The following is a 17,686-nucleotide window of genomic DNA, read 5'->3' on the forward strand; positions in this document are numbered from 1 at the left end:
CGCGGTCAGCGGTCGAGGGCGGCCGCGTGTCGATGGTCGGCGCGCAGCGGGCCGGGCACGACTATCGCGGTCAGTAACACGCCGCGGCTGAGCACCCACCGGCCCGAGAAAGTGTCGATCTTCTCGCCGGCCACCTCGGGACCGGGCACCAGCAGGTTGGCGGCAAACGTGCCGGTCCACTCGCGCGGGTGCAGGCGCACCAGCGTCGCGTCGAAGCCAAGCCACGCGCCGGTGAGCGTGAACCACGTCTTGTACACCGCTTCCTTGACGGAGAACAGCAACCGGTCCCAGCGGACGCCGGGGTAGGCACGTCTCAGCATGTCCACATCGGACCGCTCATCGAGCTGGCTGATGGACTCCAGGAGGGTACCCGGCAGCGGCTCGTTCGGCTCGGCGTCGATGCCGATAGAGGCTGCCTGGGGTGCCTCACCGACTACGACACCCCGGTAACCCGCGCAATGGGTGATGCTGCCGACGATGCCCGCCGGCCACTGCGGTTCGCCGTGCGCTCCCGGCAGCAGCGGCGCAGCCGGCCGACCCAGCCTGCGCAGCGCGCGGCGCGCGCAAATGCGACCAGTGGTGAATTCGCGCCGGCGCTTCTCCACAGCGTGCTCGACGACCGCGGCTTCTTCGGGGAAGAGCGGCTCGTCGGTGGCGTCGTCGAACGACTCCGCGTACGTCAGGTATGGAGGAAGGATTCGCCTTATCATGGCCTGTCCTCAGATCGGCTGGTTCCCGTGTTTGCGCGGGGTCGGAGACTGCCTGGCACGCAACAGTTCGAGTGGGAGTTGGTTCACGCTAGCCACCGGCCCTGGCTGACAAGAACCCCTAGCGGCCCCTAACGTGCGAGGGCTCGATGCTTCATTCGCGCATCGCCAGATAGGCGGTGTACGAGTTGGGGACAGCAACACCTCCACCTGATGCGAGCGGGTCTCGTCCAGCACTCGGAACGTAACCGCGACCTCCGGGTAGGCGGTGGTGAAGCCGAGATACGTGAAGTAGTGGTCGCTGTTGAGCGTCAGGCGATAGGTGTGCCTGTCCGAGGTCGGCTCGTACCAATCCCTGACGCAGCCTTGACGATCGGTCTCGGCCTGCGCCAGCGGTATCCAAACTCCATCGGCGGCGCGTTCCAGGCGGACACGCACACCCGCTGCCGGCTGGCCATGTACGGCGTCCTGCGCCTTGACGGAAATGCTCACGTGGGCCCCCACCATCTGTCGGGATCCGCTGGCGGCGCCCAGGCTTGTCGCATTCTGGGCGGAAGGATGCGGACACGCTATCCGACAGCGCTATCGATCGAACATCGACCTGCTGCCGATGGGTCGCACCGGCCTGGGCGGTGTCAGGCCGCGTCGGCGCTGCGCGAGCGAGCCCGCAGCCGTGTCCGCAGCCGGGCCCGCATCCGGTCCACGAGGCTGGCGTCGACCGCTTTGGTAAGCGCGAAGGCATGCGCGAACGCCTCACGGGCGGAGGTGTTGTCGCCCTCGGCGAGGTGTGCCTCACCCAGCAACAGCAGCGTGCGAGCCTCATGCAGTGGCATGCCCAGCTCCCGGACCACGGTGTGGGCCTGCCGGAGCAGGCCGGTCGCGCGGGTCGGCTCGCAGCGCGCGAGTGCGAGGTCGCCGAGCCCCTTCAGGGCCAGCACCCGAATGAACCGCTGATCGCTCAACTCGGCCAGCGTCAGCGCCGCGCGGAACGCGTTGTCGGCCTCCTCTGGCTTGCCCATCACCAGACGGGTGACGCCGAGGCCGTGCAGGGCGGTCGCCTCCAACACGGGGTGTCCGAGCTCCCGCGCGAGCTGCAGGGCACGGCCGAACTCGCTGAGGGCGATGGGGTATTGACCAGTCATCAGGTAGGCGTGACCTAGCCGGTGGGAGACTCTCGCCTCGGCGTAGCGGAAGTCGCCGTCGCGGCTGAGGCGCAGAGCCTCGTCGAGCAGGCGCAGGGCCTCGCCGGGCCGCTCGCGATCGATGCTGAGCGCGGCCAGATCGTGCAGCACGTGTGCCGTACCCGCATTGTCCTGGATCCGGCGCAGCGTCGACAGTGCCTGGTCGCAGTGGCTTGCCGCGCCCTCCAGATGGCCGCTCAGCCGGTCGATGTGCCCGATGTGGCCGAGCGCCCGCGCTGCTCCGCGGTCGTCGCGTAGCTCGCGGAACAGGCGCAGCGACTCGGCGAGCTCCCGCCTGGCTTGGGCGAACCGGTGTGTGGCCATGCTGAGGGCGCCCAGCGAGCAGAGGATCGCTGCCTCGCCCCGCTGGTCCCCGACCTGCCGCACGGCGTCGAGCGCGACCTGATGCGTCTCCCGCCAATCGGCGAAGTACGACCGGGCCTGGAAGAAACCGGCAGCGCTGATGGCCAAGCCCCAGCAGAGGTCTGCGTGGCCTGCTCGGGCGGCCTGAGTGGCGGCAGCCACCAGCGTTTGGCGCTCCTGCTCGAACCACGATCGAGGCGAACCGACGAGTTGCTCGATGAGTTCGACCGGTACTTCATCCGCGCGTTCGGGCACGGGCCCTGGCGAGACGCCGTACTCGCGGCTGCCGGCAGTGGTCGCGACGACCAGCAGGGTGCGCAGGACGCGGGTGAGCACTTCGATGCGCTCGGTGTGGGAGTCCTCCATCGCGAGGCGCTCGCGGGCGAACACCCGCACCAGATCGTGCATCCGGTACACGCCTAGCGCGCGCCGGCCCGCGACGGTTTCCACCAGGTGCGCGTCGGTCAGTTCGTCGAGCAGGTCCTGCGCCTCCGCGAACGGGCGGTCGATAATCGCCGCTGCCACCCAGGCAGAGAAGCTGGGGCGGTCCAGGATCGCCAACTGGCGGAACAGCCGGCGGGCCGGCTCGCCGATGTTGCGGTAGCTGACCGACAGGCTCGCCCGGACTCCCATCTCGCCATGGTTCAGCTCGTCGAGCCGGCGGGTGCCGTTTTCCAGACGCTCCACGAACTGGCCGATGCTCCAGTTGGGGCGTGCTGACAGCCGGGCGCCGGCGATGCGCAGGGCGAGGGGCAGCCCGCCGCACAGTTGCACGAGCTTGTCCGCCGCTGCCTCCTCGCTGCGTACCCTTTCGGCGCCGAGGATCCGGGTCAGCAGCTCGACCGATGCCCGCGGATCGAAGACGTCCAGCTCTACGCGCATCGCCCCGGGAAGCGCGGCGAGCCGGCTGCTGCTGGTGACGATGACCGCGCACCCCGGGTTTCCGGGAAGCAGCGGCAGCACCTGTCCCTCGGTGCTCGCGTTGTCCAGCACGAGGAGCACCCGTCGGGTGGCGAGCAGGGCGCGGAAGACCTCGGCGCGCTCCTCCAAGCCTTCCGGCAACATGGTGCCCGGTACGCCGAGGACGCGCAGGAAGCGCTCCAGCACGGCGGACGGCGGCACCGGCGGCGAGTCTGTGCCGTGCAGGTCGGCGAAGAGTTGACCGCCGGGGAAGTGCTCGGCGATGCGGTGCGCGAGGTGGATGGCGAGGGCCGTCTTGCCCACGCCTGCCCTGCCCGATACGACGACGACCGGGACCGCGAAGTGGGTGGGCTGGGCCGCGCTGACCTGGAGGTGTTCCTCGACCGCAGCGATGGCCGTCGCCTGGTCCGTGAAGTCCGCGATGTCGGTGGGCAGCATGCGTGGCGAGGCGATCACCGGGCGGGCGGAGGCGGCGGTCGCCGCGCTGGCCGCACCGGGCACATCAAGATCGCGGTCACCAGTGAGGATCGCATGTTCGAGCTGCTGCAATCGTTTCGGCGGCTCGATGCCAAGCTCCTCGATCAGGATGCGCCGGCCGTCCTGGTAGACCTGTAGGGCCTCCGCGTCGCGTCCACATCGGTACAGCGCGATCATCAGCTGGCCACGCAGCCGCTCGCGCAAGGGATGGGCCGCGACGAGCTCGGTAAGTTCGCCGATCAGCTCGTGGTGGCGCCCGAGCTCGAGCTCCAGATGTAGGCAGTCCTCATTGGACATAATGCGGCCCTCGGCGAGCCGGCTCGATGCGATGCGCACGGGCCGGCTGTCGATGCCGGCGAACGCCTCGCCCCGCCACAGTGACAACGCCTTGCGGTACAAGTCGACCGCCTCGTCCGGGCGGCTGGCCGCACGCGCGTCCCGGGCGGCCAGCACGAGATCCTCGAAGCGCTGGATGTCCAGGGACCGCGCGGGCGCATTGATCGCGTATCCCTGCGGCCGGGTGGCGATGAGATCGACCAGGCCGCGTGCGGCGAACACCCGTCGCAGCGTCGACATGCTGATCTGGACCTGGGCGCGGGCGGTCGCCGGCCTGTGGTCACCGTAGGCGGCTTCGACCAGACGCTCCATCGTCACTGTGCGGTTTGCGCCTAGCAACAGCATCGCCAGCACTATCTGCTGGCGCACGCCTCCGATCGGCACCGGCTGCTCGTCGACGCTGACCTCGAGCGGTCCCAGAATGCGGAACTCCACGCCGCTATCCACACCGTTCCCTGGCCGCATCTCTTTCTGAAACTGAGGACTGCTCTGATCCCTGTGAATGAGCGGCATCGAGGCCCCCACATGCCGTAAAGAGGCACTTGGATCTCATGACGATGAGGGCATCGTAGTACGTACATGGGTCTATTGGAATGGTGTGGCAAGCACCGTGCCCGCTGGCGAAGCGGGCATGGCTTACCGTGTTGTGAGTGCCAGCGGGACGTACGGATTTCTTGGTCCGAATGGCGGATCGCCTGTATTGACGGACAATCCGCATTCTATCGGATGGCCTGGTCCAGATGGTGAGACATTTACGTTTTCTTGACGCCACTGGCCCTTGACGCGATAGGCGGTCGTCGGTCCACGATAACTGACCGCTTGCGGCCATCTCAGCGATTGTCCGGTAGCGGTCAGCTCAGGCCACTATGGAGTGTCAGTGCCCAGGCAGCCTCATGCCCAGGCCGGGCTAGCGACTTTTCGCCGCCCTACGGCTAGAAATGATGACGACGGTGGACCGTAATGGCCGCCGCCATCGTGTCCGTAGGGGGCAGTCATGACGAGCGGAATCGTAGGCGCATCTGGCCAGGCGGTGATCGAGGAGATGGCCGGGCAGGTACAACGCTGGCGCGAGGAGCACGGGTCCTCGACAATGCCAACCTGGACCGAGTCCGGCATCCCGGTGCCCCCTCTGTACGGCCCCGAAGACGCCGTCGGTGACTACGGAACCCAGCTGGGCGTACCGGGCAGCCCGCCCTACACGCGCGGGGTCTACCCGACGATGTACTCCGGGCGCGCGTGGTCCATCCGCCCGCTCGCCGGGTTCGGCACGGTCGAGGACACCAACCGCCGCCTGCGTTTGCTGCTCGACGAGGGCGCGACCGCCATCAACACGGTGTTCGACTACCCGACCAACAGGGGATACGACAGCGACGACGAGTGGGCCCGCGCCGACGCGGGACTCGGCGGCGTCGCGGTAGACAGCATCGACGACATGGTCGACCTGTACGACGGCGTGCCGCTGGACGAGGTGAGCGTCTCACTCGTGCTGTCCCACCCGGTCGCGGCGGGCGCGATCCTCGCCATGTACCTGGCCGCCGCGAAGCGCCGCGGGTTCGATCCGGCCCGACTGTCGGGCACCCTGCAGAACGACTTCATGATGGAGACGGTCGTCCTGACCGCGCCGAGCGTGCTCGAACCAGAGTTCGCCTTCCGGCTTTCCATGGACGTCACCGAGTACTGCACCCGGCACCTGCCGCGCTGGCACCCGGTGAGCTTCACCGGATACAACTATCGCGAGGCAGGTGCCGACGCCGTACTCGAGGTGGCGCTGGTGGTCGCAAACGCTGTCGCCACGGTCGAGGCGATGCGGGCACGAGGACTGCCGGTCGACCCGGTGGCGCGCCGGCTGTCCGCCTTTTTCACCGCGGGCAGTGACCTCTTCGAGGAGGTCGCCAAGTACCGCGCCGCGCGGCGGGTCTACCACGGGGTGATGACCGAGCGGTTCGACCCGATGGACGAGCGCAGCACCCGGCTGCGCTTCCACGTCCAGACCTCGGGTTCGGCCCTCACCGCCGCTCAGCCGCTCAACAACGTTGCCCGGGCCGCGCTGCACGGTCTGGCCGCGGTCCTTGGCGGCGCGCAGTCCCTGCACATCAGCGCGTACGACGAGGCGCTGTGCATACCGTCAGAGACCGCCGCGCTGACCGCCTTGCGAACCCAGCAGATCTTGCTCAGCGAAACCGGAGTCACCCGGTCCATCGACCCACTCGCCGGCTCATATCTCGTCGAGCATCTGACCGACGAGGTCGAGAGCCGGGTGCGCAAGATCCTGGCGAACATCGACGGGATGGGCGGCCTGGTGCGGGCAGTGGACACGGGCTGGGTACACGCCCGGATCCTGGACCTGGCGTGCCAGGCGACAGCCGACATCGACGAAGGACGCCGCCCGGTGGTGGGGGTCAACGTGTCGGCGAACCAGGCACCCACCACTGTGGAGACATTCGATGTGCCGGAGACCCTTCCCAAACAAGGCGAGCGGCTCATGCGGCTGCGCTCAAACCGCGACAACGACGCCGTGACCAACGCGCTGCACCGCCTGGAGCAGTGCGTCGTCGACGGAACCAACACGATGCCGGCGCTGATCGCCGCAGCCGAGGCCGGCGCCACGCTCGGCCAGTGCTGCGACGTATTCCGCCACCACCACGGGGGCTGGCGCCAACCCTTGCGATGAGGTGAGACCGATGCCAATCCGAGTTGCCATCTTCAAACCCGGCCTCGACTCGCACTACCGGGGTGCCCTGACGATCAGCCGGCACCTGGCCTCACGCGGGATGGAGGTGGTGTATCTCGGGAACCAGCTCCCGGCCGGGGCGGCACGGGCCGCGCTCCAGGAGGACGTCGACGTGCTCGGCATCTCCAGCCTCTCCGGCAACCACCTGGCGACCGTGCCGGCAGTGATCGCCGAGTTACGGGCGCAGGGCGGCCAGAACATCCTGGTGGTGCTCGGCGGGATCATTCCCGACATCGACCGGCCGCTGATGTTCGAAGCCGGGGTGCAGCGCATCTTCGGCCCCGGTACGCCGCTGGAGCACATCGCGCAGGAGATCACGCTGCTGGTCAGGGAACGCGACGCGGCGGACGCCTCAGTGCCGATCGGGTCGCCATTGTGACCGCCACGGTCGCCGGACCGCTAGCGCCCGGGACTATCGCGCCGACCGAGCGCACGGTCGACGAAAAGTACCTTGTCTCTCAGGGGCGCATTTTTCTCACCGGCGTACAGGCGCTCGCCCGCGTCGTACTCGACCAGATGCGGGCGGACCGGCGCGCAGGGCTGCACACCGCCGCGCTGGTCTCCGGCTACCAGGGGTCGCCGATCGCCGCATTCGGGCAACATCTCGACGCCGCGGTACGGCTGGAACCCGGGCTGCCGGTGGTGCACCAGCCGGGTCAGAACGAGGAACTGGGCGCCACCGCCGTGTGGGGCAGCCAGCTCGTCGGGACGTTACCCAGGCCGCGCTACCAGGGCGTGCTGGGCGTCTGGTACGGCAAGGCACCCGGGGTGGACCGCGCCGCCGACGCACTCCGCCACGGCAACGCCTGCGGCGCCGACCCGACCGGCGGGCTGCTCGCACTGTGCGGCGACGACCCGCAGTGCAAGTCCTCGACACTGCCCTCCGCGAGCGAGAGCATGCTCGCCACCCTGGGCATGCCCGTGCTGTACCCAGCCAACGTCCAGGAGATCCTCGACTTCGGCCTCCACGCCATCGCCGAATCGCGCGCCAGCGGACTGTGGGTCGCCCTGAAACTGGTCGCCAACGTCGCGGACTCGAACGGCACCGCGGACGTCGCGCCATACCGCATCCGACCGATACTGCCGGTTGTCGAGTACGCCGGCAGACCGTACCGGCACACACCCTCCGGCGTCCTGCTCGCTCCCGCGTCACTGGAGATCGAGGCGACGATGCGCGGCCCGCGCCTGGCCACCGCGAAGGCGTACGCGCGGGAGAACCACCTCGACCGGGTTACCGGAGCCACCGCCGACGCATGGTTCGGCGTCGCCACGGCGGGGGCGACGTACTTCGATGTCCTGGAAGCGTTGCGCCGTCTGGGACTGCCCGAGCCGGAACTGGAGCGGCGCGGGATCCGGCTGCTCAAACTGGCCCAGATCTGGCCGCTCGACGACGAGGTCGTCACCCGGTTCGCCCACGGGCTCGAAGAGATTTTGGTCGTCGAGGAGAAAACGGCGTTCGTCGAGACAGGTATCAAGAACGCGCTGTACCCGGTCGCGCGGCACCCGCTGGTGACCGGAAAGCACGACGAGCGGGGCGCGCCGCTCATCCCCAACGCTGGAACGCTCGACGTCGACCTGATCGCGGCCGCGCTCGCCAGGCGGCTACACCGGCTCGGCGTCCAGCCCACCCGGCCGCGGCCGGCTCCGCTGACTCTGCTGCCCGCCGCACCACGCCGCACGGCGGCGTACTGCTCGGGCTGCCCACACAGCCAGTCCACCGCGGCACCGGACGGAGCGGTCGTCGGCGTCGGCATCGGGTGCCACACGATGGTGATTCTCAACCCGAGCGGTCGCGGCGAACTCGCCGGGCTCACCCAGATGGGTGGCGAGGGCGCACAGTGGATCGGCCAGGCGCCGTTCACCGACACCCCGCACATCTTCCAGAACCTCGGTGACGGCACGTATGTCCACTCTGGATCGCTCGCCATCCGTGCGGCCGTCGCCGCTGGCGTCAACATCACCTTCAAGCTGCTACTCAACGGCGCCGTAGCGATGACCGGCGGGCAGAGCCTGCAGCCCGCACTCGGGATGTCCGGACTGTCACGGCAGCTGGAGTCCGAGGGAGTGCGCCAGGTCATCATCACCACGGACGAGCCCCGTAAGTACGACAGGGTACCGCTGTCGTCCACCACCACGGTCCGCGATCGCGCCGACCTCCTCGCCGCGCAGCGGGAGTTGGCGGCCGTACCAGGAGTCACCGTCCTCGTACACGACCAGCAGTGCGCGGCCGAAAAACGCCGCATGCGCAAGCGCGGCCGGTTACCCACCCCAACCCGGCGGGTGCTCATCAACCCCCGGGTATGCGAAGGCTGCGGCGACTGCGGCCGCAAGTCCGGCTGCCTGTCGGTGCGGCCGGTCGAGACCGAGTACGGCCGCAAGACGGCCATTCACCAGTCGTCATGCAACCACGACCACACCTGCGTCAAAGGCGATTGCCCGTCGTTCGTGTCCGTGTGGCCCGATTCCCAGCGGCGCCCGACCGCTGTCCCGCCGCCGACCGACCTGCCTGCCCCGGCGACACACGTCGCCGGGGACGCCACGGTCCGCCTGATTGGAGTCGGCGGCACCGGACTCGTCACCGTCGCCCAGATCCTCGGCATGGCGGCATTCCTCGACGGAAGGCACGTGCGCGGACTCGACCAGACCGGGCTGGCCCAGAAGGGTGGGCCGGTCGTATCCGACGTGCGCATCTTCGCGCAGCCACCGGCACACGCCAACCGTGCCGCCAGCGCGACCGCCGACGTCTACCTCGGGCTCGATCTGCTCGGTGCCGCCAACCCGCAGAACCTGGCCACCGCTCGGCCGGGCAGCACGGTCGCGGTCGTGTCCACCAGCCAGATCCCCACCGTGTCGATGGTGCTCGACCCAGTACAGCAGTTCGGCGACGCCGCCCAGTACCGAACCGTCATCGATTCGCGGACGAGGCCCGAACACAACGTGTACCTGGACGCACAAGACATCGCCGAGCGGCTGTGTGGCGACGCCATTGCCGCCAACACGGTCATGCTCGGTGCGGCCTGGCAACACGGCGCGCTCCCCGTCTCGCTGCGCTCTCTGGAGCAGGCGATCCGGATGAACGGCGTGGAGGTCGAGCGCACCCTGGCCGCCTTCCGGTGGGGCAGGTGCGCCGTGGCGTTCCCGGACACGGTAGGCCGGCGGCGGGCAGCATCCGGTACACCAGTCTCCGCCGACGCGGTACCGGCGGTGGCGCGTGCGTTCGGTTCCCGCCTGACCGCCGGCGGTGCCCTCGACCGGTTGCTCACCTCGCGCGCCGGAGACCTCATCGCATACCAGGACGACCGGTACGCGGCGCAGTACCTCGCGTTCGTCGCGCACGTGTACGACCGGGAACAGGCTGTCGTGCCGGGCGTCACCGACGTGACCACCGCGGCGGCCCGCAACCTCTACAAGCTGATGGCGTACAAGGACGAGTACGAGGTCGCCCGGCTCAGCCTCGATCCGGACTTCGTCGAGCAGGTGCGAGGCGAGTTCGGTCGGCGCGCCCGCGTGGCCTTCCACCTACAGCCGCCGATTCTTCGTGTGCTCGGGCTGCGCCGCAAGATCACCCTTGGACCGTGGTTCCGCCCGGTCCTACGCATGCTGGTGGCGATGCGCAGGCTGCGCGGCACCCGGTTCGACATGTTCGGGCGCACGGAGGTGCGGCGGCTCGAGCGGCAGTTGGTGGTCAGGTACCGCGAGTCGGTCCTGTACGCGCTGGACCGGCTGCGCCCCGACAACCACTCCCTGGTAGTCGACCTGGCCGAAGCGCCCGACCTGGTCCGCGGGTACGAGCAGCTCAAGCTGGCCAGTACCGCGGAGTACCGGGACCGCGTCCAACGGCTGTTGGCGCAACTGGAGAAGACCAGCGAACACCGAGGTGGCTAGGTGAGTCGCGGCGCGGCAACCGATCGCGCTATCCCATAGCGACCAGCGAGGAGACGCCGTGCCCGTCGCCCCGATCCCCGCACACGAGCTGCTCATCTTCCTGCTACAGGTCGGCCTTCTTCTGCTGCTCGCCTCCTCGTTCGGGCGGCTGGCCACCCGCCTCGGGATGCCCGCGGTCGTCGGAGAGCTGTCCGTCGGCGTACTGCTGGGCCCTCGGTCCTCGCCCACCTGGCGCCGGCCTTGTCGACCTGGCTGTTTCCGCCGCACGTCGAGCAGTTCCACCTGCTCGACGCGGTCGGCCAGATCGGCGTGCTGCTGCTGGTCGGCATCACGGGCATCCACATGGACATGGGCATGGTTCGCCGCCGCGGCGTGGCCGCGGCCGGGATCAGCGTCGGCGGTCTTGTGGTACCGCTCGGCTCCGGTATCGCCGTTGGCCTCGCGCTCAGCGGCTCGCTGATGCCCGCGGACACCGATCCCGTGGTGTTCGCGCTGTTCATGGGCGTCGCGATGTGCGTCAGCGCGATCCCGGTGATCGCGAAGATCCTGATGGACATGCGGATGGTGCACCGCAACATCGGCCAGCTCGTCCTTACCGCGGGAATGGTGGACGACGCCATCGGCTGGGTGCTGCTCTCGATCGTGTCCGCGCTGGCCACCACCGGCCTGCACACGGGCAACGTGGTGACCTCGGTGGCGAGCCTGTTCGCCGTTGTCGCGGTCGCGTTGACCGTCGGCCGGCCGCTGGCGCGCGCCGGATTCCGGCTCGCCGCACGCTCGCAGGATTCCGGGCCGACGGTCGCGATGGCCACCACCATGATCCTTCTGGGTGCCATCGCAACGCACGCGCTCGGCCTGGAGGCGGTCTTCGGCGCGTTCGTCTGCGGCATCCTGATCGGCTCCGCCATCGGGCCCGGCAACGCCCGGCTTGCATCGCTGCGTACCGTGGTGCTCTCCGTCCTCGCGCCGATCTTCTTCGCCACGGCGGGGCTGCGGATGGACCTGACCGCGCTGAGCAGCCCGGATGTCCTCGTAGCGGGGCTGCTCATCCTGGCTGTCGCGATCCTGGGCAAATTCGCCGGAGCGTACCTGGGCGCCCGGATCAGCCGCCTCAACCACTGGGAAGGGCTGGCACTCGGTGCCGGGCTCAACGCGCGCGGCGTCATCGAGGTGATCGTGGCCATGGTCGGCCTACGGCTGGGCATCCTGTCGGTACAGGCGTACACGATCGTGGTCCTGGTCGCCATCGTCACCTCACTGATGGCCCCGCCGATCCTGCGCCTGACGATGGCCCGCATCGAGCAGACCGCGGAGGAGGAGCTCCGGGAGAACAGTTACCTCCCGGACGCCGCCCCCGCTCATGCGCCGACGCGGGCCCGACCGTGACCACGATCTCAGCTGGCTGTACCACACGGCGCGCGACCTTCGCCTGCGCCGAGCGCCAGGTGCTGTGCGACAAGCTGGATGACCTGGGGCCGGCGGCGCCAACCCTGTGCGCCGGGTGGACCGCCGCCGACCTGGCCGCCCACCTGGTGCTGCGCGAGCGGCGCCCGGAGGCCTCCGTTGGCATCCTGGCAAAGCGGCTCGGCGGCTACACCGAGGCGGTGCGGCGCCGCATCCTGGCCGAACACGAATACCCGCGCCTCGTCGACCTGGTGCGCACTGCGCCGCCGCGCTGGGCGCCGCACCGGTTCATCCCCTGGCTGGACGCGGCGATGAACACGGTGGAGTTCTTCGTCCACCACGAGGACCTGCGCCGGGCACAGCCCGGGTGGATGCCCCGGCCGATCACCTCCGAGTACGAGGCGGAGCTGTGGGGGCGGCTGTCGGGGGAGCCGGGTTGCTGATGCGGTCCGCCCCGGTGACCGTGGTTCTGGCCAGTCCAGCGGGAAGGGTGCGGGCCGGCCCGGTTGCCGGCGAGAGCGTCACCGTACACGGCATGCCGTCCGAGCTGCTGATGTTCGCGTGCGGGCGCCAGGGCCAAGCCGAGGTCCGGTACGAGGGCCCGGAGTGGGCCACGGCGGCCCTGCAGGTAGCCCCGTTCGGCGTCTGAACGGCCTCGGGCTGGCCCGAGGGCGGCGTGGCACAGCGCCTTCAAGCAAGCGCCTTCAGGTCGGCGGGCAGGTCGGATCGGCGGGTCACGTCGAGCTTGCGGTACGCCCGAGTCAGGTGCTGCTCCACGGTACTCACCGTGATCCACAACTTCTCGGCGATCTCGCGGTTGCTGTAGCCCAGCGCCGCGAGTACGGCCACCCGCCGCTCGGCTTCGCTGAGCGTGGCCGCGTTCCCCGCCACGTCAGGCGGGGCGGCCTCCTGCGCGCTGAGAGTCGCCGACGTCGCCGGTGATGCCCCGTCGAACTCCGGCATCACCACCCTGGCGCGCCGGGCGATCGTGGCCGCGCGGCGATATTCGCCGAGCGCGCGGTATGCGCCTGCGAGGTCGTTCAGGGCCGCGGCCATCTCGTACCGGTCGCCACCGGCCTGCGACAGGTCGGTCGCGCGGTGCAGCAGGACCGGGCGCTGGTACGGCTCGCGGGTCGCGGCGAGCAGGCGCAGGGCCCGGCCCTCGGCACGGGGCGACATCGGACCGCAGCGTGCCAGCTGGGCCTCGGCCAGGGGCCGCGCCTCCTCCGGCCGCCCCATCCGCAGGTACGCCTCGGCGGCGTCGGCGCGCCACGGCAGGAACGCGGGCGTGTCCATCCGCCATTTGCCCATGAGCTCGCCGCAGAGCCGGAAGTCGCGCAGCGCCAGCGCGGGGTTCCCGGTCGCCAGACTGTGCCGTCCTCGGGCGCGCAGGTACTGCAAGCCGAATCTGGTCTCGAACATGGCCTCGGGTACCGGCAGCCCGAGCTGTTCGGCGGCCGTCTCGTGCCGCCCCATCGCGTCGCACGCGAGGATCAGCGTGCTCAGTGGTTTGCCGATCGCGACCCCCCACCCGGCCGGCGGAACGAGCGCCAGGGCGGTACGGGCATGTCGTTCGGCGGACGGCATGTCCCCCTGGCGGACGGCTATCTCGCCGCGGATCCCGGCCAAGCGGGCACTCCAGCTGGGCGCGCGTTGGGCCTCAACCGCGGCGCTGACCGCCTCGCACCACTCCTGCGCCTGGGCCAGGCAGTCGCCATAGGTGAGCGCGTGCAGCGTCCACACGACCGCGTCGAACGACGTGTCGTCGGGACGGCAGCCGCGCAGGATCTGGTCAGCGCGTGCGGTGAGGTCGCTTTGGCCGCCTGCGGTCAGGACCTCCGAGAGCAGCTTCGCCGCGTCCAGCCGGCGTAGGGCCGCGACCGACGAGTGCACGCCGTTGTCCCGGCCGGCCGGCAGTTCGTGCAGCCGCGGGTGGACGTCGAGCGGGTGGGTGCAGCGCATCCAGTCGCGCAGCACGGTCAGCTCCTGCGCTGTGCACGACCGCTCGGCCTCTGACCGCAGGATCGTGTCGAGCACGTCGCGAGCTTGCTCCGAGCGACCGTGCCAAAGCAGCGCGCGTACCAAGGCGACGGCGTGCCCGCCGGTCATGATGCCGCGCTGGGCCGCCTCGGTGAGCTCGGCGAGCCGGTCGGCGGGTACGGCGGGGTTGAGGCACCACTCCGCGCGAACGAGCTTGATGGTGATCTCGCTGCGGCGCCGCTCGTCGGTACAGCCGGAGCGCGCCTGGCGCAGGTACGCGATGGCACGGTCTGCCCGGCCTTCGTACAGCGCCCGGGCGGAGGCGTCCTCCAGTACCGCAATGCCCCAGGTGGGCATGTTTCTGCCGGCCTGGACAAGATGCTCGGCCACGACACCGGTCGGCATGCCGCGCCTGTGCGTGATCTCCGCGGCCGCGCTGTGCATGGCCGTGAGTTCGTCCGCGCTCATATCGCCAAGCACGGCGCTGCGCGCGGCCTCGGCACGGAAGATTCCGCCAGCGGTGAGTCCTGTGGCCGCGATCGCATGCAGGCCGCGGGCCAGTTGATCGCTCGGGAGGCCGAGCAGGTCGTCGAGACCGTCCTCGCCCCAAGGACCGCCAGACCGCGGGCCACTTGGACCACCCGTTCGCCGCCGCGGTGCAAACAGGCCAGGACCGCCCGCCCGTACCGGGCGCCGGCGACGTGTACCGCGACGGACCGGTCGTCCTCGATTGCCCGCAGGCGCTCGCGATAGTCCTCGGCCAGCGCGGCGACGAGCAGCGGGTTGCCGCCACTGAGTCGAAACCAGGGCAGGTGCAGGCGTTGGCCCGCCTCGTGCCCGACGAGGTCCCACGCCAAGGTCCGCACGCCCTGCTTCGACAGCGGCTCGAGGTGCACGGTGTGGCAATGCGACTGCCGCGCCAACTCCGCGGCGGTGCCGCCCTCGGCGTACCCGCTCGGGTCGGTATGGCTAAGTACCAAGACGATGCGGGCGAAGTGCGTCCGACGCGCCATGAAGAGCAGTGCCCATCGGGACTCCGCGTCGGCATGTTCGATGTCGTCAATGCTGATCACCAGGGGTTGGGCTGCGGACAACCTCAGCAGGGCGGCGCAAATTACCTCGATCGATGGCAGGTCTACCTGCGCCGCCGGCACCGTACCGGACCTGGGGCCTGCCACCGTACTGGCGGCGACCACCCTCGGCGAGGCAATCGGGGCGCGCTCGTCGACCGCGACCGCGGCGGCGTGGAGCAACTGGGAGAGCACCCGAGGGGCAGGTTCTGTTCGGCGGGCGAGGCGGTCGCCGCGAGCGCGACGGCGCCCAACTCCTGCCCGCGCCGCCGGCAGGCGTCCAGTAGCGTGCTCTTGCCGGTGGCAGTCGCCCCAGTGACCAGGACGACGCCGCCGCGCCCCGACGATGTGCCCCGCACAAGCTCGTCGAGCAGCTCAAGTGCATCTTGTCGATCGATCGGGTTCACAATCAGCCTCCCGATGGGCTGAAGGTGTGGTAGACCGTGCCGACCCTATTTGCGTCACCATTCGAGCCGCTATTCGTCGGTTATCGGCTCGCCGTCCGGCGGCGATCGATGTGCTCCCAGCGCGTCGCTCACCAGCGGTAATGGGATGAATACTTGTCGTCGTAAATTTGTCGTGTCGGGCATGCGCAATTAGCCCTCGCCTTGATCAAGGTGTGCGTTCCCGTTCTATCGGTCCCAGCCGCTAATTTCTGCTGAGCCGAGAAATAGACTGATCTTTCCCCTCAAGGCCGCTTCAGTCAGGCGAGAACTAGACAAAGTGTGACTCGGCTTTCCCGGTGAGGTCGCCGCGCGGGGCGGGTCGGTCAACGACCGTACGTCAGGCGCCTGAGCAGCCACTCCGCCGGTCCGCGCTGCCCTCGTGCCTCAAGTGCGCCTGCGGCGAGCACCGAGACGATCCACACCGCGACGGCGGCGGCGAACGCGGTGTAGGTGGAGCCGCCCAGGTCGAGGGTGAACGGGACGAAGAGGGCGGTCCAGGCCACCGACTGGAGCAGGTAGCCGCTCAGGGACCGTCTTCCCAGCGCGGCGACCGCCTCGACCGAGGACAGCTGCCGGCCCTTGGGAAAGCGCAGTGCCAGCAGGCCGAACAGCGCGACGTAGCCCGGGCCGCCGGACATGCCGCTGGCCGAGTGTAGGTACGCGGTGGCCTCAAGCGTGGCGGTGTCGACGTGGATCGCGCCGGCGGCGACCAGCGCGTACGGCAGCCCACCGAGAAAGGCGACGGCGAGGCCACCGGCCGCGACGCAGCGCAGCAGGACGCGGTGTGCCGCGGGGTCCTCCAGGATCCGGCGGCGGCCGGACCACATGCCGAGCCAGACGACCACGATGAACGGCAGCACGGCGGCCGTGTGGGCCGGCCACTCCGCCAGCCGGTCCACAACGGAGTTGCCATAGGACGTCGCGGCCAGGGACGGGTTGGGGAGTTGGTGACCGCCGCGTCGCCGCCTTTGGCGTCGACCACCAGCCTGCCGGCGAGCACAGCGACGGAGGCGAGCTGCAACCCCCACAGCCACAGGACCGCGCTGTGGAACCTGTCGCCGCGGCGCAGTAGTAGGAGCGTGGCGAGGATCCCGACGATGCCGTACGCGCCGAGGAAGTCACCGTAGTAGAGCAACGTGGCGTGGGCGGCACCGAAGCCGACCAGCCACGCGTTGCGGCGTAAGAGGATGCGGCGAGTGGCAGTGCCGGCCGCGTCGCTGCGGCGGGCCAGTTGCACCAAGCCGTACCCGAACATCAACGCGAACACCGGGTATGCGCGACTGTCCACAAAGGCAACCAGGAAGAAGTTGATGACTCGCTGGAACCCGTACGGCGCGCCGTCCAGGCCGGGCTGGCCGGCGAAGGCGAAGTTCGCCGCGTTGGCGAGGGCGATGAACAGCAGCATCCCGCCCCGGGCCAGATCCGGTGCGAGTGCACGGTAGGCGCGGGGCACAGGCCCCTTCGTCGTCGCCGGTAGGAGCGGCATGCCTGTCGTCTGTCCCATAGGCCCACGCTAAGCCTCGCCGGCCCCACCGTCGCCAGGGCAGAACATGCCATGACGGTGGGCCGCCAGATTTACATCTGGCGATCCCTAGAGGTACTTGGAAAGCACAGTCACATCCTCTATCGAACAGTCCAATTCCAAGGCCAAAGTGACTCGAACGATCGTAGTCCGACACCTTCGGGACACTGCCGCCGGTGGCATGAAAAGACCACTTCCGAGATAGGAAGGCAGGCGCCAATGATAGCCATCACGGGGCGGCTGTCTCCTATGCTCGGAAGGAGTCGCGCGGATGGCCGTCGATACAACCACGCGGGATCGCCCTCGGAACCTCCAGCGATACAACGGTGTGTCGGCGCCCGGGCAACAGCCGCATCGCTCGTCGAACAGTGCTGTTGCGGTCCGGGTTCGCGCCGTGGCCGGCGACACCGGTCCATCGTACGAGCCACGCTGCGGACCTTTGCCCCCGCTCCGCATCATGCGTGCCGATGCTCACCACGAGCATGCGGCCGATCGACCGCTCTTGAAGTAGGGAGGTGACCTCAATGAAGAAGCTTTCCGTCCGCCGGCTCGAGCCGGTGAAGACCAGCGCCGCTGCGTCTTGCCCCGCCGAGGCGTAAGTCAGATCTACCGCAGGTCTGTGGGGGCCGGGGCCGTCGCGCCCGGGCCCCACAGGTTCGTCGC

14 protein-coding genes are annotated in these 17,686 nt (G+C 69.5%); 7 read left to right on the forward strand and 7 right to left on the reverse strand.

The annotated features are described in order from the left end of the window. Nucleotides 1–5: 5 nt before the first annotated feature. The 3 genes from Pflav_RS06360 to Pflav_RS06370 form a co-directional block, all read right to left on the reverse strand. The gene (locus Pflav_RS06360) at nucleotides 6–710 is read right to left on the reverse strand and encodes a 4'-phosphopantetheinyl transferase family protein (protein WP_173034467.1); all 705 of its coding nucleotides are present in this window, start codon (nucleotides 708–710) and stop codon (nucleotides 6–8) included. Between the two features lie 9 nt (nucleotides 711–719). After that, the gene (locus tag Pflav_RS48565) at nucleotides 720–1,214 is read right to left on the reverse strand and encodes a hydroxyisourate hydrolase (RefSeq protein WP_173034470.1); all 495 of its coding nucleotides are present in this window, start codon (nucleotides 1,212–1,214) and stop codon (nucleotides 720–722) included. A gap of 128 nt (nucleotides 1,215–1,342) precedes the next feature. Continuing rightward, nucleotides 1,343–4,420, reverse strand: a complete 3,078-nt coding sequence (locus Pflav_RS06370) for an AfsR/SARP family transcriptional regulator (RefSeq protein WP_173034472.1) — start codon at nucleotides 4,418–4,420, stop codon at nucleotides 1,343–1,345. 559 nt (nucleotides 4,421–4,979) lie between these two features. Between Pflav_RS06370 and Pflav_RS06375 the strand changes: the two genes are divergently transcribed. The 6 genes from Pflav_RS06375 (at nucleotide 4,980) to Pflav_RS06400 (ending at nucleotide 12,654) form a co-directional block, all read left to right on the forward strand. Then, nucleotides 4,980–6,656 (forward strand): acyl-CoA mutase large subunit family protein, encoded by a 1,677-nt coding sequence (locus tag Pflav_RS06375; protein ID WP_173034474.1) that lies wholly within the window; start codon nucleotides 4,980–4,982, stop codon nucleotides 6,654–6,656. 10 nt (nucleotides 6,657–6,666) lie between these two features. Then, nucleotides 6,667–7,095 carry a cobalamin B12-binding domain-containing protein gene (locus Pflav_RS06380; protein ID WP_173034476.1) on the forward strand — a complete coding sequence of 143 codons (429 nt, stop codon included), beginning with the start codon at nucleotides 6,667–6,669 and terminating at the stop codon, nucleotides 7,093–7,095. Further along, the gene (locus Pflav_RS06385; RefSeq protein ID WP_197938089.1) at nucleotides 7,092–10,601 is read left to right on the forward strand and encodes an indolepyruvate ferredoxin oxidoreductase family protein; all 3,510 of its coding nucleotides are present in this window, start codon (nucleotides 7,092–7,094) and stop codon (nucleotides 10,599–10,601) included. Before Pflav_RS06380 ends, Pflav_RS06385 begins: the two co-directional genes overlap by 4 nt. Nucleotides 10,602–10,841: 240 nt before the next feature. Then, the gene (locus Pflav_RS06390; RefSeq protein WP_197938100.1) at nucleotides 10,842–11,987 is read left to right on the forward strand and encodes a cation:proton antiporter; all 1,146 of its coding nucleotides are present in this window, start codon (nucleotides 10,842–10,844) and stop codon (nucleotides 11,985–11,987) included. Further along, a complete protein-coding gene (locus Pflav_RS06395) occupies nucleotides 11,984–12,448 on the forward strand; it encodes a TIGR03085 family metal-binding protein (RefSeq protein ID WP_173034478.1) in 465 nt (154 codons plus the stop codon). The genes Pflav_RS06390 and Pflav_RS06395 overlap by 4 nt, the downstream gene beginning before the upstream one ends. Further along, complete coding sequence (locus tag Pflav_RS06400) at nucleotides 12,448–12,654, forward strand: hypothetical protein (protein ID WP_173034480.1); 207 nt, start codon at nucleotides 12,448–12,450, stop codon at nucleotides 12,652–12,654. Before Pflav_RS06395 ends, Pflav_RS06400 begins: the two co-directional genes overlap by 1 nt. A gap of 41 nt (nucleotides 12,655–12,695) precedes the next feature. On the opposite strand, the gene Pflav_RS47185 is transcribed toward Pflav_RS06400, so the two are convergent. From Pflav_RS47185 to Pflav_RS44980, 4 genes are all read right to left on the reverse strand, one after another. Next, nucleotides 12,696–14,453 carry a helix-turn-helix domain-containing protein gene (locus tag Pflav_RS47185; RefSeq protein ID WP_269474463.1) on the reverse strand — a complete coding sequence of 586 codons (1,758 nt, stop codon included), beginning with the start codon at nucleotides 14,451–14,453 and terminating at the stop codon, nucleotides 12,696–12,698. Next, a complete protein-coding gene (locus tag Pflav_RS06410) occupies nucleotides 14,450–15,139 on the reverse strand; it encodes a hypothetical protein (RefSeq protein WP_173034482.1) in 690 nt (229 codons plus the stop codon). The genes Pflav_RS47185 and Pflav_RS06410 overlap by 4 nt, the downstream gene beginning before the upstream one ends. Beyond that, nucleotides 15,121–15,462: an ATP-binding protein gene (locus Pflav_RS48570; RefSeq protein ID WP_173034484.1), complete on the reverse strand. Its 342-nt coding sequence runs from the start codon at nucleotides 15,460–15,462 to the stop codon at nucleotides 15,121–15,123. Before Pflav_RS48570 ends, Pflav_RS06410 begins: the two co-directional genes overlap by 19 nt. A 362-nt stretch (nucleotides 15,463–15,824) precedes the next feature. Then, nucleotides 15,825–16,400, reverse strand: coding sequence for a DUF418 domain-containing protein (locus tag Pflav_RS44980; RefSeq protein WP_232071023.1), 576 nt, complete (start codon nucleotides 16,398–16,400; stop codon nucleotides 15,825–15,827). A gap of 297 nt (nucleotides 16,401–16,697) precedes the next feature. Between Pflav_RS44980 and Pflav_RS44985 the strand changes: the two genes are divergently transcribed. After that, nucleotides 16,698–16,943 (forward strand): hypothetical protein, encoded by a 246-nt coding sequence (locus Pflav_RS44985; protein ID WP_232071024.1) that lies wholly within the window; start codon nucleotides 16,698–16,700, stop codon nucleotides 16,941–16,943. Nucleotides 16,944–17,686 lie beyond the last annotated feature (743 nt).

Origin of the sequence: Phytohabitans flavus (assembly GCF_011764545.1) — a bacterium.
In the GTDB taxonomy this organism is placed as follows: Bacteria; Actinomycetota; Actinomycetes; order Mycobacteriales; family Micromonosporaceae; genus Phytohabitans; species Phytohabitans flavus.

Bases quoted from the DNA above. Each gene is read 5' to 3' on its own strand.
- Pflav_RS06360 (WP_173034467.1), bottom strand. From the start codon at position 710: ATGATAAGGCGAATCCTTCCTCCATACCTGACGTACGCGGAGTCGTTC.
- Pflav_RS48565 (WP_173034470.1), bottom strand. From the start codon at position 1,214: ATGGTGGGGGCCCACGTGAGCATTTCCGTCAAGGCGCAGGACGCCGTA.
- Pflav_RS06375 (WP_173034474.1), top strand. From the start codon at position 4,980: ATGACGAGCGGAATCGTAGGCGCATCTGGCCAGGCGGTGATCGAGGAG.
- Pflav_RS06380 (WP_173034476.1), top strand. From the start codon at position 6,667: ATGCCAATCCGAGTTGCCATCTTCAAACCCGGCCTCGACTCGCACTAC.
- Pflav_RS06400 (WP_173034480.1), top strand. From the start codon at position 12,448: ATGCGGTCCGCCCCGGTGACCGTGGTTCTGGCCAGTCCAGCGGGAAGG.
- Pflav_RS47185 (WP_269474463.1), bottom strand. From the start codon at position 14,453: ATGAGCGCGGACGAACTCACGGCCATGCACAGCGCGGCCGCGGAGATC.